This is a genomic window from Pseudoalteromonas luteoviolacea S2607 (assembly GCF_001625575.1).
Lineage (GTDB): Bacteria > Pseudomonadota > Gammaproteobacteria > Enterobacterales > Alteromonadaceae > Pseudoalteromonas > Pseudoalteromonas luteoviolacea_E.
In genome coordinates this window covers 38,872-61,199 of sequence record NZ_AUXV01000019.1, presented here as the reverse complement: position 1 = coordinate 61,199, position 22,328 = coordinate 38,872, and the positions used below count along the sequence as shown (strand labels likewise).

Genomic DNA, 22,328 nt, shown 5'->3' with positions numbered 1-22,328 from the left:
TGGGGTTGTTAAGAATTTGTTTACATAAATTACAAGTTGAAACATTTTGCCTTATAAAAGGTGGCGAATTAGCCACCTGAGAAAAGGGATTAATGGTAAGAGGTACTTATTTGACCCGATTGATTTGATTCGGTCACACGCCACTCATCCACTAATAAGGTTGTGCCACCCGCATTACTGCATTTAATGCCATACACTAGCGTAGAACTATATGCGTCATAACCCGTATTTGCGCGATGGCTGTAAAAATCACTATGGATATTATTTACTTGAGACTCGCCATTAAACAATTTTGGCCCTACCGCATTGAACTCAACGATATTGCAAAGGCCGTCTGCAACAAAAGTGTTGATTGCCAACTGAGGCGATAACGTGACATCAGCATAATACCCCGGTGTCCGATCGCCCGCTGAAACCCAATTAGCTACGTCTAGAGTTCTATCATAATTGATGCTGGGTGCGGCAGGAACTTTATGATGCACAAGGTAACTGTGATTATTGTCGTAACATGTTAGCTTTAAAACCTTAGGCAGCGTTTCATAACCCATATCTATCGAGCCAAACACCGCTTTGTTATCTGAGATCTGTAATTGAGAAACTAAATTGGTACCCGCCTCATCGTACAGAGCCGCTGAAGTGCAAGTCGCCTGATTACGTGTTGTGACATAGGCCGCTAAATAATGTGACGAGCTTGTCTGTACACTCACAGAGCTAACAGGGCCATAATTGAATTGTGTTGTTCTACCAGCGCTACTATCCGCGTCATAAATAGATTCTAATGCATAAGCATTTCCAACAGTTAACATACTTGCAGCCATGATATAGACCAATTTCATTACTATCTCCTTTGAAAATACACGATCTTATAAGTCAATTATTTTTACTAATTATTATAAGCGCAGCGTTTCATACCAACCGCGCTAATTGGGGTATCCAAAACCTATAACTACGAGTCAAAACAATCACTAAAGCCATTAAATAAAGCGATTTCGATTGACCAATTTTGCACTTCACAGCATGGGTAAGGTGCCATTCTAATTTGCTGTGTGCTTTTCAATAATGACGACAAAAAGTAATAAGTCAATTAATTTTACTTATTTATTTTTGCAGGCTTCAATTCATAACTAACTCTGCAAATAACCATAACCAATTGAAATAAATAGTTATATTTTCAGTCTGTAATTCTCATTTATAAAAAAGTAAAAAATTGAATGTTTTAGACTTAAGAAAGTGGTGTTAATCAGCGAGGTTTTGCAATAGAGCGTGACCAAATGCAGCAAACAAACCGACGTTTACTGAGCAGAGCACAACATTTGTACCCTGCTAAATGTACCCTGCTAAAATAGTAAAATTACTTTTCAGGCTCTGCAACGAAGTACTTACCCGACTCAATTCGCTCGAACCACGCAGAGATAAATGGAAAATCGCTTAAGCTAACACCCGCTTTTACGGCAAGCTTAGGGTAGGTGTAGAGCGCAATATCAGCAATTGTCGGTTCTTCTGAGGCTAAATAGCGCTTGTCACTGAGGAAGTTATTTAGATATGTAAAAAAGTTAATGGTCCTGTCATACGTCGACTCAAGATCTCCTGGTTTACCTATACGCTTAATACCGCGATAAAGGTTGGGCCCATTCAATACTTCCCCAGCAGACATAGATAAAAACTTTTGTATCTCGGCTCTTAATTTTGCCCCTGTGGGGTACCAACGGCCCGTCTTATCATATTGTTCAGCGAGATAAACTAAAATCGCATTTGAGTCACAGATCACCACATCGTTATCGATGAGCACAGGGACTTGGCCAAGTGGGTTTAGTGCCATAAATTCTGTCGATTTATGTTCTTTTTGGTGCACATCTAGCAGCTTTGACTCGTAATCCAAACCTAGAATAGACAAAAAATGTCTGATTTTGTGGCTGTTACCAGAAAGTGTAAAACTATAGAGTGTAATGTCTGACATACCAAAAGGATCCTTTTCCTGTTGTTAAACATATTTGCTGACTGCACCACACGCACTCAGCAGTACGGTTAGTTTTTCATACTCCTCAATTTGAGTAAATTAAGTATTTTTGAATATTCAAAAGCACACTTAATCACTATTACGTTGAGTAGGCAAATCACTCATATACTCTACAAACTCAACTTCAAAGCCATCAGGGTCTATAAAGTAAACATTTTTTCTGTGCGGGTGTGCTTGGCCATCTTTATCTACCTTGAAACCCGCCTCAGATAACCGGTTAATCACACTATCAATACAATTCACCACATAAGCAAAGTGTCCAAAGCCCACCTGATGGCCTGACAAAACTCTGTTTTCACCTTCACCATGATCGCTAAACGCTAAATAATGATAGTCATCGCCAAAATGCAACCAGTGCCTTGGTTTACCATACCACTCACTATGGCCTTCGCTTCTTACTTTCCAATGCGGAAATGCAGCGCGATAAAATTGGAGTGACGCGTCGATGTTTTTTACCACTAAGTTGACATGCTCTAAGTACATAATCTGCTCCTTCTATAAATTGAGTTGCACTTTAAAAGCTCAACTTAACTTGAGGTAAAGCATTATTTTAGTGATTAAACTAAATCTAATCGCTCGGTAAAGATCGTTTGAATAAAACAGATAAACGCACGCACCTTAGGAATGTTCAAGCGGTTTTTGGGGTAAAGTGCGTACACTTCAACCTCAGGTAATTGCCAGTCAGCCAGCACGCTAGTCAGTGCACCTTGATGAAGTGCCTGCTGGCACATGTAGTCTGGTAGCATCGCGATGCCAATACCTTCAATGACCATTTGCTTAAGCACTAAGTAATCATCTACGCGCATTCTTGGCTGAAAAGCGATTTCACACGCTAAATCACCGTTTCTAAGCGTCATAAATTCGGCCTTTTGAATACTACTCATCAACAGTACATCTAGCTGCGAGATATCCCTAGGCTCAGTAACGGACGGATGTCTCTCAACGTATTTGGGGCTCGCGTATAAGTGTCTAGTGACCTTGCCCAATCGCTTCGCAACTAGTCGAGAGTCTTCAAGCTCACCAATTCGGATCACCAAATCGAAGCCTTCTTCAATGACATCTACACGCCGATTTAGCAAATTTAGTGATAAACTGATTTGCGGGTACTCATGCATAAACTCGCCAAGCACAGGTTTTAAAATCTCATGGCCCATACCAACTGAAACGCCAACTTTTAGCTCACCAGATACGCTATTCAATGCCTTTGCAACCGCGGCATTCGCCAATTCCACTTGCGATTTTATCTCTTTGCAATGTGCCAAATATGTGTGACCAGCTTCAGTTAAATGCTGCGAACGCGTGGTCCTTTCAAGCAGTGTGATCCCAAGAGAAGCCTCCAGCTGAGAGATTTTACGGCTCAAGTTCGCTTTCGGCATGTTGAGCCGCTCCGCAGCCAGAGTAAAGCTGCCCGCTTCCACCACCGCCAAAAATAACAGCATGGTATTCACATCATGCTTTTGCATAGCGCACCAATTGTTGTTGAAAATGGAAAAGAAATTCTAATTTATAGGTATATATAAAACAACAAGCTTTTCTTAGACTGATTCCATCAAGTAAAACATTGAGCAAATTTGAGGAATTAAACATGAACATACTTTCGAGAGACACACTGAAAATGGGCGGCTTTGCAGGTATTACAGAACATAGGCTCGTCACCGACAGCCGTGTCTTTGCAGGACGCAAAAAACCAGAGACCTTTGAAGGCATCGGCAACATGGTGTATCTGGCTGACGCGCGCTACTTACCCAAAGGTGAATCTGGTATGCACCCACATAGCGAAATCGATGTAATTTCTATTGTACTTGAAGGCAGAGTGAGTCATGAGGGCTCTTTAGAGCATGGTAAAGATCTTATCGCAGGCGATGTACAAGTTCAGCGCGCTGGTGGAGAAGGTTTTAGTCACAATGAAATTAACCCAGACGATCAACCAAACCGTATGTTGCAAGTTTGGGCATTGCCAGAAGTTGCAGGTGAACCAGCAGGGTATAAGTCATACACACCAAAACCCAAGGGGGCAACACGTATTTATGGTGGCAGCCGAGCGCAATCAGACACTTTTGCCAGTAAAACGACCATGGATATAGTGCATCTAGATACTGATGAGCATATTGCGCTAGAGCATGAGGCTTTAGTTTATGTCATTGCAGGCGATGCGCAGCTTCATCACGACAGTAATGCAGTGACTATTACTGAGGGCGACTTATTCAGAAATAAGCAGCAAAAAGTGGTCGCCAGCACACATTTACAGTTACTCGTTATCTCTCACGTTTAATACAGTGGTATAGGAGAAAAGTACAATGAATAGATCAGCACCTAATGCACATATCATGGCAGCCATAAACTACTTTGCTTTACTGCCACTGGTGTACTTTATACCTGATTTGGTTGCGCCTTTTACTGGCAAAAATAAATTGGTACATGTTGCGGTTGTGTTGGCGCTGATAGTGCCGGTCATTTCGTATCTTGTCATCCCCTTCGCCATCAAAATACTTACGAGGATTACGAAGTGATACAGCGAAGTAAACCACCCATGTTGCGGGTGGTTTGCGCTTACAACAGTACAGCCAGTATAGATTCACTGAGCTTGTTTTTGAGCCCAGTTTGCAATGATTTCATGAATAGCTCTCACGCCATCGGTGAGCGCCGCAGGCCCAGGCTGAAGAATATCGGTAGAGTTAATCTCATATACATCATCATTTATGATTGCCGGAATTTTATTCCAGCCAGCGCGGCTCACCAGCTTCTCTTTGTTAAAACGTCGACCACACCAAGAAGCAATAATGATATCCGGCTGCTTATCTATCACCTCATCTGTATTTGCGATGATACGGTTTTTGGCCAAAGATTCGCAGGCAAACTCTTTATAGCAGTCTATGCCGCCAGCAAGCTCGACCAGCTCACTCACCCATGTGATCCCAGTAATTAAAGGATCAAACCACTCTTCAAAGTACACTCGAGGTTTCACCTTTAGTTCAGCGGCACCGCTGTGTATGTGCATCAGGGATTCATTCAATTGGGCAACGAGTTTTTCGCCTTTTTGCGGTTCACCTATCAGTGCAGATAGGGTGCGGATCATTTGCATGATCCCCGCTATACTGCGGTGATTGAAGCAATGCACATCGACGCCTTGTTTTACCAGATCACGGACAATATCTCCTTGAATGTCGGAAAATGCCAATACCAGATCGGGTTTTAAATCGAGGATCTTCTCTATACGAGCGTCAACAAACGCCGATACCTTAGGCTTTTCTTTTTTAACACGCTCAGGCCGCATAGCGTAAGCCGACACCCCAACAATGCGCGCATCTTCCCCCATTAAATACAAAGCTTCGGTAGTTTCTTCGGTTAGGCAAATAATCCGCGTTGGCCATTTGGACTGTGTAAAGTCATTTAACGGCTCTGTGTGAGCATTTGGGTTACTGGGCTTGGTCATGATGTTCCAACTGTAAAGTTTGATTGAAAAAGTGAATAAAGAATGACGGACAACTATCAAAATACCAGTGCATGTATGAAGCCAAGACGGAGCCGCTATGATAAACATGCTCGCCTTTATGCTGATGAGGATGGTATAAACTTTGAGCGATTGGCGTGTGGGCGATATCAGCACTGGAATAGTGGAAGCTATGACCGCGCAGCGAAAAACGCGCTCTGTTTGCCGTGATGGTTACCCCTTGCTGCCCCACAGCGCTAAGACGCGTATTCATCTTGGCCGTGCCATTAAGTACGCCGCACAGACTAAAGTTGGTGTTTTCAGCTTCAAGGTCACCCAACAAATACAACATGCCGCCACACTCGGCTAGCACCGGTTTTCCCGAGTTTGCGAACCGTTTAACAGACGCAATATAGTCTTTGTTTTCACTCAGTTGCTTGGCATACACCTCTGGGTAGCCGCCAGGCAAGTACAACGCATCTCCTTCTGGCAACTCCTTATCACACAGCGGCGAGGTATAAACAATTTTTGCACCTGCCTGAGTGAGCATTTTGATATTTGCATGATACAAAAAGCCAAAAGCCGCGTCTTTCGCAATGATAATTCGCTTGTTGAGCAGTAAATTTGCAGTTTCATCCTTTTCAGGTGAAGTCCGCTCTGGCTCATAAAACGTCACTGCTGGTGGCATGACTGCAAACGCACTCTGCGCAACTTGGTTTGCAGCGAGATCTAATCGCTCGGTGATATCTATCAGCTCACTAGGTTGCATCAGCCCCAGATGTCGTTCAGGCAGACTCTGCGCCGTATCTCTGGTGAAAAAGTGGGTTTTTAATGCGCACTCTTGGATACTTTCGAGTACTAAGTTGGCGTGATAATCTCCCGCTATTTTGTTTGCTATTACCCCATAAAAAGACAACTCAGAGCTATAGTTCACCATGCCATGAACCAATGCGCCAAAAGTTTGTGCCATGGCGCTACCATCTATCACAGCAAGAATAGGTAAACCGAATTCTTTGCTTAAATCAGCACTATTGGGGCTACCATCAAACAACCCCATTACCCCTTCTATTAAGATCAGATCGACAGTACTTGCAGCTTCAAAAAGCATTTGTTGGCACTGCTTTTTACCCACCATCCATAGATCTAACTGATGCACAGGCCGCTCAGAGGCAACCTCTAAAATCATCGGATCAATGAAATCTGGTCCAACTTTAAAAACCTGCACTACTTTACCTTGGCGAACAAAGTAACGAGCAATCGCAGCTGTCACCGTAGTTTTACCCGAGCCTGAATTAGGTGCCGTCACCATCAATGCAGGGCAGCTGCTAGCATTACTCATCACTTTGCTCACGGCGCTGCCATGTTGGCAATAGGTAATAACAACCCGTTGCAGTCATCATAGCGAAAATTACGTATACAAACGGGCTTTGTACATAAGGCACGTAGTACTGGACAACCCTTTCAGCATATTGCGCTACAGACAACTCAGCGAACTTACCCGACAGCCAATAATAACTGCCATTGGAAGTTAAAAATGCAATCGATGATGCAAGCCATAACATCAACAAGGACTGTGCATATTGACGTGTCCAATCCGTTACTGTCATCGCTTGGGTTAAATTAAAGCTCTTCAAGCCTGCCCACCACATGACGTAATAACCCACTACCAAAAATGGGTAAGATGGCGTAATGCAATCCCCAAAGGCGCCCCTTGCGTAACTACTTGCTAAATCAATCAGGACACTCAAAACAAAAAATGCCGCAAACATACGGTGAGAGCTGCGCAGTAACCCGCAAATAAAGAACACTGCTAAGCTAGCGCTGGGAAGGGTGAGTACCGAGGCAAAGTGGTATGGGCGTGTTGCAATCATCAAAAGTGCGAGCAATGCAAACACCCCTACAGTAAGTAGGCGAGAACCCGCCAACCGAGAAGTTAGTATTGATATAAATTTCGACATGATTTAATCCGTGAAATAGTTTCAACGGATGGGGGACCCCAAGCGCCATAACGCCACGACATGTAGGCATGAACATCTCGGAACTCACCGCCCACCGCAGTATTCGAGTTATTCAGGCCGGTCTCCGGACTCCTGATCAAAGCTCTGGCATAGCCTTCCCGTTTTCACAGTGGATATACCGCTCACAGTTACCGTTGCGGGGGCAGCACCAGAATCACACTGGTTTCCCGTTTAAATTGCGCCGCTTTACAACGCGCAATCACCCAAATAAGGTTTAAACCAACAATTTAAATTAAAATAGGGACGTAGCACAAGCCTGACCTGTTGTTTACGTTTCTGGATAAGTGCATCAGGGCTTAAAAAGTATCGTTATAACAAACTCAGATTGACGGTTTAAAATTGCATATTCTCTAAAACCCTTTGAACGTTCGCATAAGTTCAAAGCCCAACTTTGTCACCTTTTGGCCTTTAAGTTTATGTAACCCAGAAATATTGGATAAAATGATATACCCCGATTGCGACTCCATATCCAGCAACATAACGGAGCTGTAACCTCCTGTGCCGCCATCATGAAAGTAAAGCAGGTCGCCTTTTGATTTACTGCCAAGTACAAACCAACCTAGCGCGACTTTCTCAAACCCTTTTTCAACTTGAATTTGCTGTTGCAATTCAACCCAAGGTTCGGTTTGAGCAAATTGGACTTTGGCAAACTGCACTAAGTCTTTAACACATGAAAGCACAGCGCCTGCGCCTTGCAAAACTCCCAGATCCCAGTTATTTGTTGATTCGCCATTTTTACCAATGCCGATCACCAGTTCGCCGGCAACATCTCGCCAATTTATGAACGAATAACGCATATTAAGAGGTTTAAAGAGACGACTTTGCAGTAACTCTGAATAATCACAGCCCTCCAACTCAGATAAAACATGGCCTAGCAAACCAGCACCAAGATTGGAGTAGTGCACTTTATTTTGCGAACCAAGCCTAATTGTATATGCTAAATGATGCATTAAATCGTCACGCAGATAGGCTTCATACGGGTTGTGCTTGCGCTTAAACAACGCTTGCCACAATAAACCCGGCGGTAAACGAGGTAAACCTGAGGTGTGGGTTGCCAGCGCTGCATAGGAAATAAATTGATTGTCACGGATCTGAATATCTAACTGACTATTAATGGCGTCATCCAGTATGATTTTTCCCTCACAGACCATTTGTGCCAATGCCGCACTTGTCATCAATTTGGTTAAAGACCCAATTTCAAATACGGAACAATGATTTTCCACGGGTTCAGCACCTTGCACACCACACCTTGTGCCAAAGTACTGATGTTCACCCTCAAAAAATTTGGCTACCGCCAACTCTGTGTTAGGCGCAAAACTGGTGACAACCTTATTAATAGCGCTGATTTCTTGGTCCGTGAATGGCATAGCTTCCCCTATCGCTTGGATTCAAAACCATTGCAGCACACTCTTATACAAACAACAAAATGTATAACGTAACCAAATGTTTAGAATGAAATCATTCAAACCAATATGGCATAGTTTGTCTTCAACTTGCTAATTGCTCTCGATAGCTGCCGGGTGATACGCCATGCCACCCAGTGAAAGCTCTAATAAACGAGTTAGATTCTTGATACCCTAACAAAAAGGCAATTTCGCCTAAAGTCACATGAGATTTAGACAAGTAGTGCTCAGCCAGTTGAGAGCGTACTTGTTGTAGTACTTCATGATAACTGGTTTGCTCATCCGATAGTTTGCGTTGCAAGGTCCGCTTGCTCATTGAGAGCTTGGAGGCAACCACATCAATCGCACTTTCACCCGCAGGCAGCGACTCAACCAACACAGCACGCACCCGCTCGACAGTGGTCGCTGTACCAGAGAGATCAGCCAACTTCTTTTTGAGCCCTTCTTCAAAGTAGCTCCACATACTGGAATTAGCGGTTAGAAATGGTCGCTGAACATCTTCATTTTTGAATGTGATCGACAACTCATTGCCTAAAACAGGTTTGCAACCAAAAAATGCTTCATAAGCAGCCATATTTGTAGGCAGTTCAGGCAAAGTAACCTTAACCGGCACTACATGGTGACGTGTTGCCATTCGGGCAAGCTTGGTAAAAAACACCATCTCAGACAACGCCAACACGTTTGGCACAAACCCATCAAAACCATAACAGTACAGTGACATTTTGGTGGTTTTGTCGTCACTGTCTAAATCCATTTTCATGGGGCCTCTCAGAGGCTTATAGAGCTGAATGCGCTTCAGTGCGGTAAGCAAATGCGGACTACACATCGCCGCAAAGAGCGGGGCATCAAATACCTCGACAGACAAATGCTCTGCAACCAGCAGCGGTACATCGCGCCCTTCCGCCACTTGCTCAATGGCAGCCCACCACGCAAAGTATTCCTGTGGGGTCAAATAGGCTATTTCACGATTTAAGATGTCCGCTGGTAATTTGGAATATGCCACAACCGCTTGCACATCAATATCCATATCTTTGAGTAAGATTTTACAATTGGCATAAATACTAAATTTGCTGGATATTTTCATATCTTGTTACTTTTCCATTGATTGGCGAGACAATTTAAGCACCATTTTTCTTGGCAGTAGTGGCGTTATCCAGTTCAATAAAAACTGCAACTTGCGCTCGTTAAAGGCCACGAGTTTACCTTGTTGCATGGCTTTGTAGCCACATTCGGCCACAGAGCGCGCTGACCGAGCATTTTTCCACACATCTACGCCATCTAAATTACCCGCTGCCACAAACCCTGTATCCACGGCACCCGGACAAAGTGCAGTTGCCGTAACACCCGTCCCCGAAAGCTCCTCAGCAATCGCTTGAGTATAAGACGTTACAAAGGCTTTAGTTGCATAGTATACCGCTTGAAGCGGGCCCGGTAAAAACGAAGCCGTTGACGAAACATTCAAAATCCGCCCCGACTTACGTGCCACCATGTCTTTGACAAATAAATGCGTTAAATCTGTCAAAGTAGTGATATTCACTTGAACCATTTGCTGATCTGCTGCGCGATCGCGCTCATAGAATATGCCATGGCCGCCAAAACCTGCATTATTGATGAGCACATCGACTTGCAAATTTAACGCCTCTGTTGTGTCAAAAATGCGCTGCGCTGAAAGCGGGTCCGATAGATCTTCGCTGATAACTGTCGCCGACACGTTATATTTAACCTCAATCTCACTCGCCAACGCCTTAAGCTTGTCTTCAGAGCGCGCCACCAACACCACATCGCCACCCTGCTGCGCGTGCAGATGCGCCAGTTCTAAACCAATGCCGCCCGATGCGCCCGTTATAAGTGCCGTATTTGCCATGTGTGTTACCTTCTTAATAAACCCCGTTGACCAATGTCACACAGTATATGCAATCAAAGCACGCCACACACTGACAATTCACGACACAAAATATGCAAAAGGTGACATGGGGATTTGCATAAGCTGAGAAGTCATACTCCTTAAAAGTTTTGCAAGAGTTTTCGCGCAAGATTAAATAAACCCACGTATGCTCGCATTATAATTAGTTTTATGAACAGTGGTTCACCGCATTGCCAAATAGCCTATATTGCATTTTACCTTTAGCTGCTTGATGAAAGCTAACACTCAAAGCCAAACTTCGACCCAACACGATATTTGAGTATAACCCTAAGCCCCATACTCACATAAAATCAAAACACTAAACCCAAGATCAATTATGAAAAAATTACTCTTTATAATCACGCTATTACTACCAGTATTCGCAGCTGCAAATCCAATTGCGGGAGAGTTCACTATTGAGGCGATACGGGTCAGTGATGCTACAGGCATCACATACATCTACACTTCACAAACAATCCCCCAAAAAATGCATCTTGCGTAAACACAGACTCATTTGCAATTGGCAGAGATGCAAAGTCATATAATCACATTTTCTCCTCATTGCTTGCCGCAGCATCAGTAAACAAAAAGGTCAATTTTTGGGTAACTTGGGTACTTTTGAATGCCTTAACGACCGGCAAAAAATCGCATTGACTGAAGTTAGCTTTATCTAACCGGGAATATATACTGCGTATAGTCTTATATGCCATCGGGCACACATTTAATTGCGCGCATCAATCAATATGGCATTGACAACTAAGATTCTCAAACAGTATAGCCATCTTATCAACAGGATTAATACTTCCTGTTTCGGCTATCTAAGACACGGATTATAACAAAAGCCCTGAGCCTGCTGTTCAAGTGCTTTGTCTTGCACTTTTTCGACACCAACTTTATTGTTTTCGTCAGTTACATTATCTATAACACTATTTAACTTTATAATTATAAAAATACCGCTGGATAAATTCGGCTGGTTCAGCTACAAAAAGCTTTGTAGTCAATTCTAGTAAATCTCTTTTCGACAGCATAGATGAAGTCAGAATGAGGTCCATAGTTAATTATCCTTAATAAGGTACGAACTCTATATCACGTAAAATTTCTTGATTAGAGGTAGGTGTTATAAAATGAGTAAGCACATAGTTGGTTACTACGTTTCAGCATTACTTAAAGAAGTAAAAGCAGGCCTTAAAGCTTAAAAACTTAAATAGGCTTAGCTGCCGTATTATGAGCTAGCTAAGCCTCGGCTCCACACTACTGATTAGTGAATTGCGTAATATTCAGAAGCAACTTGGTTAGCAGCACGATAGTCTTAGTTTTCAACTTGGCCAACAACAACTTTTATAAGTTCAACTAGGTTGACTTTTTACTTGAAGAGTGTTTTCCCTCATTTTAATATTCTTATTTATTCTTTAGTTCAAAAATCATTTGATATAAAAATATAATTACATATCAAAAAACTAATTTAATAACATTTTATAAAAAGCCATAAAATCGTTGTGTATATGAGAACTATATTACGCTGCTAGAACTCTAACACATCGACTTCGGTTTCGTCCTCAAGTGCTTCGTTAAGCTTTAGCTCAGCAAATGCAAGATCAATCAAATCGGCTTGCTCACGAATTGTCACAGCGACAAATAAATCCGCTAATTGAAGTTCTACCTCAAATGACTCTTTGATTCGTTGCAATGCCTGATTTACCATTAACGAGTGCCCTCCCAAGTTAAAGAAGTTAGTGGTTGCGCCAATTTTAGTTGCCTCCAGCCCCAATAAACTAGCCCAGATTTTCACAAGCTCTTTCTCTGTTACAGTTGTCAGTTCTGTATATTCACTGTGCAAAATATCATTTTCTGGCCTCGGTAAAGATTTCTTATCAATTTTCCCATTTGGTGTAAGCGGCCAATCTTCAATAATCATCATTAAACTTGGCACCATATAATCAGGCAACCTTTCAGCCAAAGATATTTTGGCATTTTCAATCAACATTTCACGCTTAGATGCTTCGTTCATTTTTAGGTATGCGACGAGTTGTTGACTGCCCGCAACAGTAAGCGCTGTCACAATCGCAGAGTTTATGTCGGGCAACGTCGTTAAAGCATTTTCTATCTCACCCAGTTCAACCCTAAACCCACGAATCTTTACTTGGTCATCCGCACGTCCAACAAATTCAAGGTTACCATCTATTGAATAACGCACTAGGTCACCCGTTTTGTACAGCTTTAATGAGCTGTTTGATCGGCACGCATTGTAATATGGGTTATCAATAAACCGTTCGACGGTCATTTCAGGACGATGTAAATAACCACGAGCGAGCCCTTCACCACCAATATAAAGCTCGCCTAAGCTGCCTTTGGGTAGTAACCTCTTTGAGTCATCCAGTATATAAAGCTGTGTATTGTGAATTGCTTTACCTAAATGACAGTTTGATGAGTTAAGTAATGCCACTGCGGACCACACAGTCGTTTCTGTTGGGCCATACATATTAAAGGTTTGACTATTTGGGCACCGTTCATGGAAGGTCTCGAGTAAATCAATAGACAATGCTTCACCACCACACAGCAATTTCATTTGTGTTTGGCAGCTCCAACCATAATCGAACAATGCCTTCCACAAGCTTGGTGTGGCCTGTATTACAGAGATTTCATTTGTTGCTATCAACTGCACAAGCTTTGTAGGATCTCTACGCTCTTGATCACTTGCAACGACCATTGTTGCACCCACGCTCAAGGTCATATATAACTCAAGTACATGTATATCAAAATTGATAGAGGTTTGCGCTAGCACTTTGTCACGGTGTGATACCGATAGGGTTTTACACATACTATTAATAAAATTAGCAACCGTTTTATGTTCTACCATTACGCCCTTAGGCTTACCAGTAGAGCCTGATGTGTAAATGACATATGCCAAGTTGTCTGAGCTTAACGCGATTGTGCTCTTGGCAATATCAACCTCGCTGTATTTCGATAAGAAATGAGTAATATCTGAAGCAAAATTATTAAGCTTTACAACCAGTGTTGTATTCGTGGAAGCTAGCGCATTTGCGCCAGTTTCGTCAGCAAGTACAACAGAAAGTTGCGCATCTTCCACCATGTAAGCTAAACGCTCTTCTGGGTAGGAAGGGTCCAGAGGTACATAAGCAGCTCCCGCTTTTAATATACCTAAAACACTGATTACCATTTCAAAAGAGCGATGCATACATACGCCTACCAATGTATCTGGTTTTACACTCTGTTCATTTAGTAAGTAGTTTGCTAACTGGTTAGATTTCGTGTTGAGCTCTGCATAGCTCATACTTTGACCATCAAATACGATCGCAGCCACTGATGGGGTTTCACGCACCTTTTGTTCAAAGAATTCATGTACGCACTGAGTGTTAGGATAATCACTTGCTGTTTCATTCACATCATGCATTAAAAACTGCCAATCATCTCTACTGATAAATGGCACACTCTCTACAGTGCAGTCTGGGTTTTCACACATATACGATAATATTAAATCCAATGAGGACAACATACTTTGGATCTGCTTACTATCATAGTGCTCAGGTGCAAAATAACAATCTACCCAAATGCCATGACGTGATTCAACGATATTGAATAATAAATGACTTTGGACATATGCAGCAAGGCAGCTCTTAGTGCTCAGAGTTCCTTCGATATCTTGCAGCACTTGTATATCACCGGCCCATTTTTCATAAGATAAAATCGCATCATAAGTATCGCTTGGATGACTAATTAAGATATCTGATTCTTGATTGATGACAGCATTCACATCGTCAAATACGTTCAATAGAGACGCTCTAGATGCATCAAGAGTCGACTTAATAGTTGCGTTGCTATTTACTGCGTGACGAGTTTGTACTAGATGTTCAAAGGGGCCAATGAGCTCATTACTGTATGTGGTAGTACGGGTTGATACTGGAATTCCCACTCGACACTCACTAGACCCCATTTTCATAAGCACAATATCAAAAGCACATTTGAATGCCATAAAAGAAGTTACATTATTTGTAGAGGCAAATGCTTTCAAATTATTCACTATATTCACATCAATACTGTACTGAATACGGCTCCTATCACACTGCTTTTTAATATTTTTCTCTTGTTTTAAAGCAGTCTGCGAGTTCGGACTCTGAACACATATATCTAGTGCATCTAAAGACAACCTATTAAGCTGGAGCAATAAAAAGCGGTTGAGTTCAGAGTATTGCGTATGCAACGGCTCTAATGAGTTGGATAACTCGGTAGTATAGCCTTTATAAATTACACAAAACTCTTTGAGTAAAATATTCCGCGATATGGGATCTGATACCACTTTATGCAAAAGAAATATGATGACGGATTTGGGGCCTGTATCATTTTCCTCATTGCGAAGAAGTACGGCTCGAATAGGAAGCTCTGTTGATATATCTATAGCTTGGCTTTGCTCAGCTTTAATTATTGTATTAATTTGTTCTTGATTTGAAACATTAGAGTGAGAAAGCACTTGCTCCTTCAATGTTAAAAAACGGTCAGACAAAACATCCGTGCAAATTACACCCTTTTTCACTTGAAATATTGTTCTCAATGTCTCATGTCGAGAAACAACTTCATTAATGGCTTTCTCTGCTATTACCCCGTCAACTTTAAAGTCAAACTCCAAAACCAAAGAGCTATTCAAATATGTCTGCTCAGTTTTTAGGCCATCCTTGACTTGTTCTAAAACAATGCGCTTACTTACGATATTGCTTGAATCATTATTCATTATAAATTCTTTGTTATTTAAATTAATTTGAAATTGGCCTTTTTACGTTTTAAATCTGCATCCACTTAGTAGCAAAGGCCAATTTCTGAGTGACCACTACCATCAATAAGTAGGAGGTCCTTGTAATACACCAAGACCCCCTGTTTTATTTTGGCTAAAATTGCTTACTAGAACTCAAACTCATTGACTTCATCAGATTGCGAAAACGACGATGATAATGTCTTTTCGATATTGAGCATGTCACAGAATTGCGCTAGCTCTTTAACCGTGTTCAATGTGAACAATTGCTGCAATGCAATTTCAATATCAAATGTTTTTCGGATCTCTGAAAGAAGCTGGATAGACAACAACGAATGCCCGCCCAGCTCAAAAAAGTTCGCAGTGGTGCTTATTTGCTCTGCTTTTATACCAAGTAACTGCGACCAAATTTCTACCATTTTGAGTTCAGCATCGGTCCCTGGCGCAACATATTCCTCATGCTGCATCATCATTTCTACACTTGGTAAAGCACGCTTATCAATTTTGCCATTAAACGTGGTCGGCCACTGTTCGACTTGTAAGTAGATATCCGGCACCATGTAACTTGGTAAGACCTCAGACAAACTGGCTTTTAACGCTTGAATTGCGCGACCGTGATCAAACTCTGAGTTTTGCTTATAAGACTCGTCGTATAGTTTTATGTAAGCAACTAATTGGCTCTCATTTACCTCATTCGTTTTTATCTCAACCAAAGAAGAGTCTATAACCGAGTGTTGATTTAAATGGTGCTCAATTTCTGCTAACTCAATTCTAAAGCCACGGAGTTTAACTTGATCATCTAATCTTCCTTGATATTCCAAATGACCATCTGCAAGCCAGCGCACCTTATCGCCTGTTTTATATAGACGCTGATAATATTTACCAACCTTTCGCGTTATGAAACTGTGTTCTGTGAGATCATCGCGATTCAAATAACCCAACCCTACCTGTGGTCCACCTATATAGAGCTCTCCACTGATCCCCATAGGTACATGGGTACCCCACTGATCAAGTACATGCAATTCGACATTTGGGCATGGTTTGCCAATTGGTACTTTTAAGTCATCTCGTAGCTCATTGAAACACCATGCAGTTACATCTACAGCAGCTTCTGTAGGTCCGTACTGGTTTACTAACTCGGTGTCAGGAAATGCCGCTATAGTTTGCTTCTGAAGATCATAGCTTAGTGCTTCTCCCCCAGAGAATAACAACCTTAGGTTATCAAGACGCTGCTCACCCATTTGGTCAATAAATAAACGCAACATTGACGGTACAAAGTGAACAACATTTATACACTTATCCATCAGAAGCTGAAGTAATTGTGCAGGGTCTTTGTGACTGTCTTGTGCTGCAAGGACACTTGTTGCACCAACAGTCAATGGCCAGAATATTTCCACAACAGAAACATCAAAGTTCGCTGGGGTTTTATGTAATATGCGCTCTCCTACCTGGAGCTTAAACTGACTCTGTATTCCGCGTAATTTATTGCATATGCCCTTATGACTGTTTAGAGCACATTTGGGGTGGCCTGTAGAGCCTGATGTATAAATACCGTAAGCAGGTTGCTGCGTATCAACATTTACTATAGGCGTATTATCTGCGTAGTCGTTTGCACCGTTAATCAAAACAACATTGAGATCCATATCAGCTAAATTTTTACTTAATTGTGGCTGTGATGTTATCAATGTCAGCTGACTATCAGAGACCATATACTGCAACCTTTGTATTGGTAAATTTGGATCCAACGGTATATAAGCAGCGCCAGCTTTCAAAATTGCCAGTAGTGAAACCACCATTTCAATTGATCGCTCTGCATAAACGCCAACTTTTTGTCCTGGCAATACACCACAATTAGACTTTAAGTAATGTGAGTAGCGATTTGACCACTGATGTAGCTCTCGATAGCTAATCGTTTCTTCTTCGTATATTAGTGCAATATTGTCCGGTGTTTTTTGCAGTTGAGCATCAAGTAGATCAACCAAAGTAGCACTTTCATCAAACGAGATTGAGTTTTTGCTCCAACGCTCTAAAGTTATCAGTTCTTCTTCACTTGGTTGCAACAGGCGACCTAATGCAATATCAGGATTTTCTAACGCTGACTCTAACAAACAACAGAAATGAGCATGCATACGCTCTATGGTTTCACGTTTAAATAAATCCGTTGCGTACTCCCAATTACAAGTCAGCTTATTACCGCTATCAAGTACATACAAAGAAAGGTCATATTTGGAAATGTCATCGGCGACAATTTCTTTACTCATCTCTAAGCCATTCAGACCTGTATTCATCTCCTGTTCTAACGATGTACTTTCCTGCTCAAGCTGGAATGCTACTTGATATAATGCATTATGGCTCAAGCTACGTGAAGGGTTTATCTCTTTAACTAACTGTTCAAAAGGCAGATCTTGATTACTGAATGCTTCTAAAGCTGTTTGGCGAACGTGCTTTACAGCACCACTAAGCCCTTCTTCTAGAGAAATATGAGAGCGTAATACAAGTGTATTAACGAACATCCCGATAAGATCTTTTAACTGATGGTGGTTTCGATTATTTACTGCCGTTCCAATGCAAATGTCACTTTCACCACTGTAAATAGACATTAATGCTTTGAACCCAGTCAAGAGGCTCATAAATAGTGTGCAATCGTATTTCCTGCTGAATGTTTCTAAAGGGGCAACTAATGATTCAGGAATTTCCAGCGTTAGCGTCTCGCCACGGAATGACATCTCAGGAGGTCTAGGATAATCCGTTGGCAAAGAAAGCAGCTCAGGAGCCCCTTTTAATTGCTCTAACCAATATTCCTTTTGTTTTGAGATTTCTTCTGTACTCGCATTCGATTGTTGCCACGCTGCATAGTCACCGTATTGAATACTCATATTCGGTAATGATAGCTCTTTGCCACAAGCTGCATTGTACAAGCACGTAAGATCTCGCATAAAAACTGAGAATGATTGACCATCACCGACCAAGTGATGCAATGTATGCATAAGTCTGTATTTGTCGTGACCTAAGATCACTAACTGTGCTCTCATCAATGCATCCGAACCAACATCAAATGGGTACAAAGCATGCTCTTTACTTAACTTCTCTAACGCCTCCGCTTGCTCGTCCCCCTTTAGATGCTCCAGTGACACAACCGTTAATGGCGAGTAGCTCTCTAACAAGGCTAATTTTGGCATTCCCTCTACAACTGGGAATATTTGACGAAACACACTATGACGTTCTACCAAAGCCGTAAATGCGCTTTCTAGAGCGGTAATATCAAGCTTTCCTGTCACACTAAAGCTGTCATGCATATTGTATTTTGATCCCCCTTCAAACTGGGAGACAAACCACAAACTTTGCTGTGCAAATGATGGAACCCATTGCTCTTTTGGTACCGCTTCAATTACAGAAATTGAGGCACTACCAGTGTTTTCTAACCAAGATGACAACTCTTTAACTGTGGGCTTTTCAAAAATCGTCCTTAGTGGAACATCAACATTCAATCTTTGCTGCAGCTTCATTCTCAATTCAGTCGCCAATAAAGAATGACCCCCCAATTCAAAAAAGTCTGATGTGGTGCACACCCTCTCTCTATTTAATAATTCTTGGAAGATTTCCAGAACTTGTTCTTCCGAATCATTGATCGGCAAAACGATTTTTTCTTGCTCTTGTGCAAAATCGGGCGCTGGCAACGCGCGTTTGTTCAATTTACCACTTGGCGTCAATGGCAAAGACGGCAAGCGTATAATCGCTGCTGGGATCATGTATTCAGACAGGTGTTTTTTAAGCTCGCTTTTAATTTCTGCATCGCTTATTTGCTCTTCTGTGGTGGTAATGTAAGCAACCAGTATGGCGCTATGTGCAACGCCAGGTTCGGTTTCTCTTATCATTGCAGCGGCTGATTTTACGCCCTTAACCTTCAGGAGTCCTGACTCAATTTCACCAAGCTCAATTCTAAAGCCCCTCAATTTAACTTGTTCATCAAGACGTCCAAGGTATTCTAGTGTTCCGTCTTTTAACCACCTAACCTTGTCACCGGTTCTATATACTCGCTCACTGTTGCCATTTATTTCTACCGAAATAAATTTTTCATTTGTTAGCTTGTCATTGTTCAAGTAGCCTATGCCAACTTGAGGCCCACCAATAAATAGTTCGCCACTTACCCCAGCAGGGACTGGCTGAAGCCATTCATTTAATATGTGTAACTGCACATTGGGTAGGGGATACCCTATCGGTACCTTTTTGTCTGGACGAGGGGTGTTAAAGCGCCAGTAAGTCACATCAATAGCGGCTTCAGTAGGGCCATACTGGTTAACAAGCTCGACACCAGGAAAGGCGTTTATTGCTTGTAACTGTAAGTCATAACTCAGTTCTTCACCGCCTGAAAAAAGCAACCTCAAGCTACTCAAATTGCCGTTTTCAACTTCTTTCAAAAATAATCTAAGCATTGAGGGAACAAAGTGGACAACGTTAATATTATTTGCACGAATAAGCTGATATAGACGTTGAGGATCTTTATGGGCTTCAGGCTCAGCAAGCACCGTAGTACCGCCTGTCGTGAGTGGCCAGAAAATCTCAACAACTGATACATCAAAGTGGCTCGGTGTTTTTTGTAACATGCTTTCGCCCGATGCAAGCGAATACTGTTGCTGAATGCTACGTAACTTATTGCAAAGACCCCTATTAGAATTAACCGCACCTTTGGGTTGCCCAGTTGAGCCTGAAGTGTAAATTGCGTATATGGGTAAGTCTGATGAGGTTGTATTTGCAAGAGCAGTGTCAGGATAAGCTTCATCCGCAACAATCTCACGTACCTTAACCTCCGTGAGAGTGATTTCTTCTAGCAAAGATGACTGCGCCAGCACCAACGATAACTTGGCATCAGTTAACATATAATCCAATCTCTGTTTCGGTAAGCTTGGATCAAGAGGTAGATAGGCACCACCAGCCTTAATAATTGCCAATAGACCGATTATCATTTCAATTGAACGTTCTGCGTATAAACCCACTAATTGACCGGGCTGGATATCATCATTTTGTCGCAAGCTATGCGCCAGTCTGTTAGCTTTTTCGTGCAGTTGACGGTATGTGAGCGAGGATTCCCCAAAAATAACCGCTATATCATCCGGTGTTTCCTCAAACTGGTTCTCTAGCATATCAAAAAGGGTTTCACTTTGTGGATATGCGACATGTTCTCTATTAAGTTGTGCAATCTTCTCTTTTTGCTCGGCCTGCAAAGAGAATAATTGGTGCACAGGCACATCAGGGTTTTTCAGAATCCCTAACAAGCATTGCTCAAAGTCTCTATCAAATGCTTGAATTGTTTCCAATTCAAATAGATCACTATTATAAGTCCACTCAAACTTATAGCCGTTTTTCAATTCCCATATGTAGAACTCTAAATCAAACTTACTGGGGATCTCTTTCGGCGACTGCTCTTCATCAATAGCAGGTAAAGTCTTTAATATAGAAGAGCTTAATGCATCCGCAGGGCCAGTTTTTGTACTTTCAAGAGAGAAAGTGATCTGAGCCAACGCATTATGCGCCATAACTCTAGGCGGATTCAGCTTTTCAACTAACATATCAAATTGGATCAGCTGATTCTCATAAGTCTTTTGTAGCGTGTCTTTAGAGTTAGCTAATAATTCTGTGAATGTTTGACCCAAATCACACTGGGTTCTCAGTACCAGCGTATTTGTAAAGAAACCTATCAAAGACGCCAGTTCTGGTCGAGCACGGTTTGCATTTGGCGTTGCCATGACTATGTCACTTTCGCCACTCCAATGGCTTAGCAATGCGGCGAAAGCGCTTTGAAATAGCATAAATAAACTAACGTTTCTTTGCTCTGCAAACTGCTTCAACTGTTTGTAAAAATCGGAGTCAAAAGCGCGACCATATTTCTTTCCATTTAATGTTTGAACTTCAGGTCTTACTTTGTCCAAAGGTAGTTTGTGAACTGCGGGCATATCGGCAAGGTGCTCTTCCCAAAATGCCATTTGCGAGTCTAGCTCATTATTCTTAAGCTTTGCGTCCATCCATAAAGCATAATCGGCGAATTGAATTGGCAGCTCTGGCAGTGGGTTTGCCTGACCGGTACTATAAGCCAGATACAGAGCTCCGAGTTCTTTGTAGAATACTTCAAAAGACCAACCGTCTGCTGAAATATGGTGGATATCAAATAAGAATATGTGACTATGCTCATTCAATTTAAGTAATTCAGCACGAAACATTAAGTCTTTTGATAAGTCAAAAGGCTTATTTATATCCTCCACATGATATCTAAGCACTTCATCTCTTTGCTCTTGCTCTCCCAAATGAGTTAAATCAGCGCATGGGAGTTTAAAATCAAAGTTATCATAAATATGTTGATAGGGCTTACCAGAGTCATCCACCCTAATAACTGTTCTAAGCACTTCATGACGCTGTATAATTGTTTCTAACGCTCGGTGCAATGTATCAACTTCTAACACGCCCTCAAGCTTTAAAATACCCGGCATATTGTAGTGGATACTCGTGCCTTCAAGCATGTCAATAAGCCATAGCTTACGCTGTGCATTTGACAGGGTTAACTCTTGATTGGATGTGCGTCTGGGGATCTTATCTAACTTGGCAAAACCCGTTTGTTGGTGCTTTAACAGGGATATGATGTCTCCTTTATGCTTTAATATTTTGTTCTTCAGTTCTTCTGTTACCGCACCTTCGGGGGCTTTTAGTTTTAGCTTTCCTTGCTCTTGAGTCAACTGAATCCCCAAGCTACTAAGCTCAGATAAAAGAGATACTATTAGATTGTTCATTCTTACTACCAAATAA

General features: G+C 41.9%; 15 protein-coding genes and 1 riboswitch. Of the genes, 3 read left to right on the top strand and 12 right to left on the bottom strand.

Annotated elements, in window-relative coordinates:
• Positions 1 to 89: 89 nt before the first annotated feature.
• From N480_RS11360 to N480_RS11345, 4 genes are all read right to left on the bottom strand, one after another.
• On the bottom strand, positions 90 to 836 hold the full coding sequence (locus tag N480_RS11360) for a hypothetical protein (RefSeq protein ID WP_063372624.1): 747 nt from the start codon (positions 834 to 836) through the stop codon (positions 90 to 92).
• Positions 837 to 1,351: 515 nt separating this feature from the next.
• Positions 1,352 to 1,957, bottom strand: coding sequence for a glutathione S-transferase family protein (locus N480_RS11355; protein ID WP_063372623.1), 606 nt, complete (start codon positions 1,955 to 1,957; stop codon positions 1,352 to 1,354).
• A gap of 129 nt (positions 1,958 to 2,086) precedes the next feature.
• A complete protein-coding gene (locus tag N480_RS11350; RefSeq protein ID WP_063372622.1) occupies positions 2,087 to 2,500 on the bottom strand; it encodes a VOC family protein in 414 nt (137 codons plus the stop codon).
• 74 nt (positions 2,501 to 2,574) lie between these two features.
• On the bottom strand, positions 2,575 to 3,480 hold the full coding sequence (locus N480_RS11345) for a LysR family transcriptional regulator (protein ID WP_063372621.1): 906 nt from the start codon (positions 3,478 to 3,480) through the stop codon (positions 2,575 to 2,577).
• A 122-nt stretch (positions 3,481 to 3,602) separates the two neighbouring features.
• Here N480_RS11345 and N480_RS11340 point away from each other — a divergent pair, with 122 nt between their 5' ends.
• Entirely contained in the window at positions 3,603 to 4,289 is a 687-nt protein-coding gene (locus tag N480_RS11340; protein ID WP_063372620.1) for a pirin family protein, read from the top strand.
• A 25-nt stretch (positions 4,290 to 4,314) separates the two neighbouring features.
• Positions 4,315 to 4,527 (top strand): hypothetical protein, encoded by a 213-nt coding sequence (locus N480_RS11335; protein ID WP_063372619.1) that lies wholly within the window; start codon positions 4,315 to 4,317, stop codon positions 4,525 to 4,527.
• 65 nt (positions 4,528 to 4,592) lie between these two features.
• Here the strand turns inward: N480_RS11335 and N480_RS11330 are convergent, their stop codons facing one another.
• The 6 genes from N480_RS11330 to N480_RS11305 form a co-directional block, all read right to left on the bottom strand.
• Positions 4,593 to 5,450 carry a cobalamin-binding protein gene (locus N480_RS11330; protein WP_081231838.1) on the bottom strand — a complete coding sequence of 286 codons (858 nt, stop codon included), beginning with the start codon at positions 5,448 to 5,450 and terminating at the stop codon, positions 4,593 to 4,595.
• On the bottom strand, positions 5,434 to 6,798 hold the full coding sequence (locus tag N480_RS11325; protein WP_231102255.1) for a cobyrinate a,c-diamide synthase: 1,365 nt from the start codon (positions 6,796 to 6,798) through the stop codon (positions 5,434 to 5,436). The genes N480_RS11330 and N480_RS11325 overlap by 17 nt, the downstream gene beginning before the upstream one ends.
• A complete protein-coding gene (locus N480_RS11320; RefSeq protein WP_081231837.1) occupies positions 6,779 to 7,405 on the bottom strand; it encodes a hypothetical protein in 627 nt (208 codons plus the stop codon). The genes N480_RS11325 and N480_RS11320 overlap by 20 nt, the downstream gene beginning before the upstream one ends.
• 97 nt (positions 7,406 to 7,502) lie before the next feature.
• Positions 7,503 to 7,687, bottom strand: a riboswitch (cobalamin riboswitch).
• 128 nt (positions 7,688 to 7,815) lie between these two features.
• The gene (locus N480_RS11315) at positions 7,816 to 8,832 is read right to left on the bottom strand and encodes a serine hydrolase domain-containing protein (RefSeq protein ID WP_063372617.1); all 1,017 of its coding nucleotides are present in this window, start codon (positions 8,830 to 8,832) and stop codon (positions 7,816 to 7,818) included.
• A gap of 121 nt (positions 8,833 to 8,953) precedes the next feature.
• Positions 8,954 to 9,952: an AraC family transcriptional regulator gene (locus tag N480_RS11310; protein ID WP_063372616.1), complete on the bottom strand. Its 999-nt coding sequence runs from the start codon at positions 9,950 to 9,952 to the stop codon at positions 8,954 to 8,956.
• 6 nt (positions 9,953 to 9,958) lie between these two features.
• Positions 9,959 to 10,732: an SDR family NAD(P)-dependent oxidoreductase gene (locus N480_RS11305; protein ID WP_063372615.1), complete on the bottom strand. Its 774-nt coding sequence runs from the start codon at positions 10,730 to 10,732 to the stop codon at positions 9,959 to 9,961.
• Positions 10,733 to 11,108: 376 nt separating this feature from the next.
• On the opposite strand from N480_RS11305, the gene N480_RS25335 reads away from it, so the two are divergent.
• The gene (locus N480_RS25335; protein ID WP_155732825.1) at positions 11,109 to 11,273 is read left to right on the top strand and encodes a hypothetical protein; all 165 of its coding nucleotides are present in this window, start codon (positions 11,109 to 11,111) and stop codon (positions 11,271 to 11,273) included.
• A 1,020-nt stretch (positions 11,274 to 12,293) separates the two neighbouring features.
• On the opposite strand, the gene N480_RS11300 is transcribed toward N480_RS25335, so the two are convergent.
• Together N480_RS11300 and N480_RS11295 are read right to left on the bottom strand one after the other, a co-directional pair.
• Positions 12,294 to 15,515, bottom strand: coding sequence for a non-ribosomal peptide synthetase (locus tag N480_RS11300; protein WP_063372614.1), 3,222 nt, complete (start codon positions 15,513 to 15,515; stop codon positions 12,294 to 12,296).
• A gap of 167 nt (positions 15,516 to 15,682) precedes the next feature.
• Positions 15,683 to 22,312 (bottom strand): non-ribosomal peptide synthetase, encoded by a 6,630-nt coding sequence (locus N480_RS11295; RefSeq protein ID WP_063372613.1) that lies wholly within the window; start codon positions 22,310 to 22,312, stop codon positions 15,683 to 15,685.
• Between the last annotated feature and the right edge of the window lie 16 nt (positions 22,313 to 22,328).

Coding starts and splice junctions, on each gene's coding strand:
- N480_RS11330 (WP_081231838.1), bottom strand. CDS start 5,450: ATGACCAAGCCCAGTAACCCAAATGCTCACACAGAGCCGTTAAATGAC.
- N480_RS11340 (WP_063372620.1), top strand. CDS start 3,603: ATGAACATACTTTCGAGAGACACACTGAAAATGGGCGGCTTTGCAGGT.
- N480_RS11355 (WP_063372623.1), bottom strand. CDS start 1,957: ATGTCAGACATTACACTCTATAGTTTTACACTTTCTGGTAACAGCCAC.
- N480_RS11295 (WP_063372613.1), bottom strand. CDS start 22,312: ATGAACAATCTAATAGTATCTCTTTTATCTGAGCTTAGTAGCTTGGGG.
- N480_RS11310 (WP_063372616.1), bottom strand. CDS start 9,952: ATGAAAATATCCAGCAAATTTAGTATTTATGCCAATTGTAAAATCTTA.
- N480_RS25335 (WP_155732825.1), top strand. CDS start 11,109: ATGAAAAAATTACTCTTTATAATCACGCTATTACTACCAGTATTCGCA.
- N480_RS11345 (WP_063372621.1), bottom strand. CDS start 3,480: ATGCAAAAGCATGATGTGAATACCATGCTGTTATTTTTGGCGGTGGTG.
- N480_RS11335 (WP_063372619.1), top strand. CDS start 4,315: ATGAATAGATCAGCACCTAATGCACATATCATGGCAGCCATAAACTAC.
- N480_RS11300 (WP_063372614.1), bottom strand. CDS start 15,515: ATGAATAATGATTCAAGCAATATCGTAAGTAAGCGCATTGTTTTAGAA.
- N480_RS11315 (WP_063372617.1), bottom strand. CDS start 8,832: ATGCCATTCACGGACCAAGAAATCAGCGCTATTAATAAGGTTGTCACC.
- N480_RS11350 (WP_063372622.1), bottom strand. CDS start 2,500: ATGTACTTAGAGCATGTCAACTTAGTGGTAAAAAACATCGACGCGTCA.
- N480_RS11360 (WP_063372624.1), bottom strand. CDS start 836: ATGAAATTGGTCTATATCATGGCTGCAAGTATGTTAACTGTTGGAAAT.
- N480_RS11320 (WP_081231837.1), bottom strand. CDS start 7,405: ATGTCGAAATTTATATCAATACTAACTTCTCGGTTGGCGGGTTCTCGC.
- N480_RS11305 (WP_063372615.1), bottom strand. CDS start 10,732: ATGGCAAATACGGCACTTATAACGGGCGCATCGGGCGGCATTGGTTTA.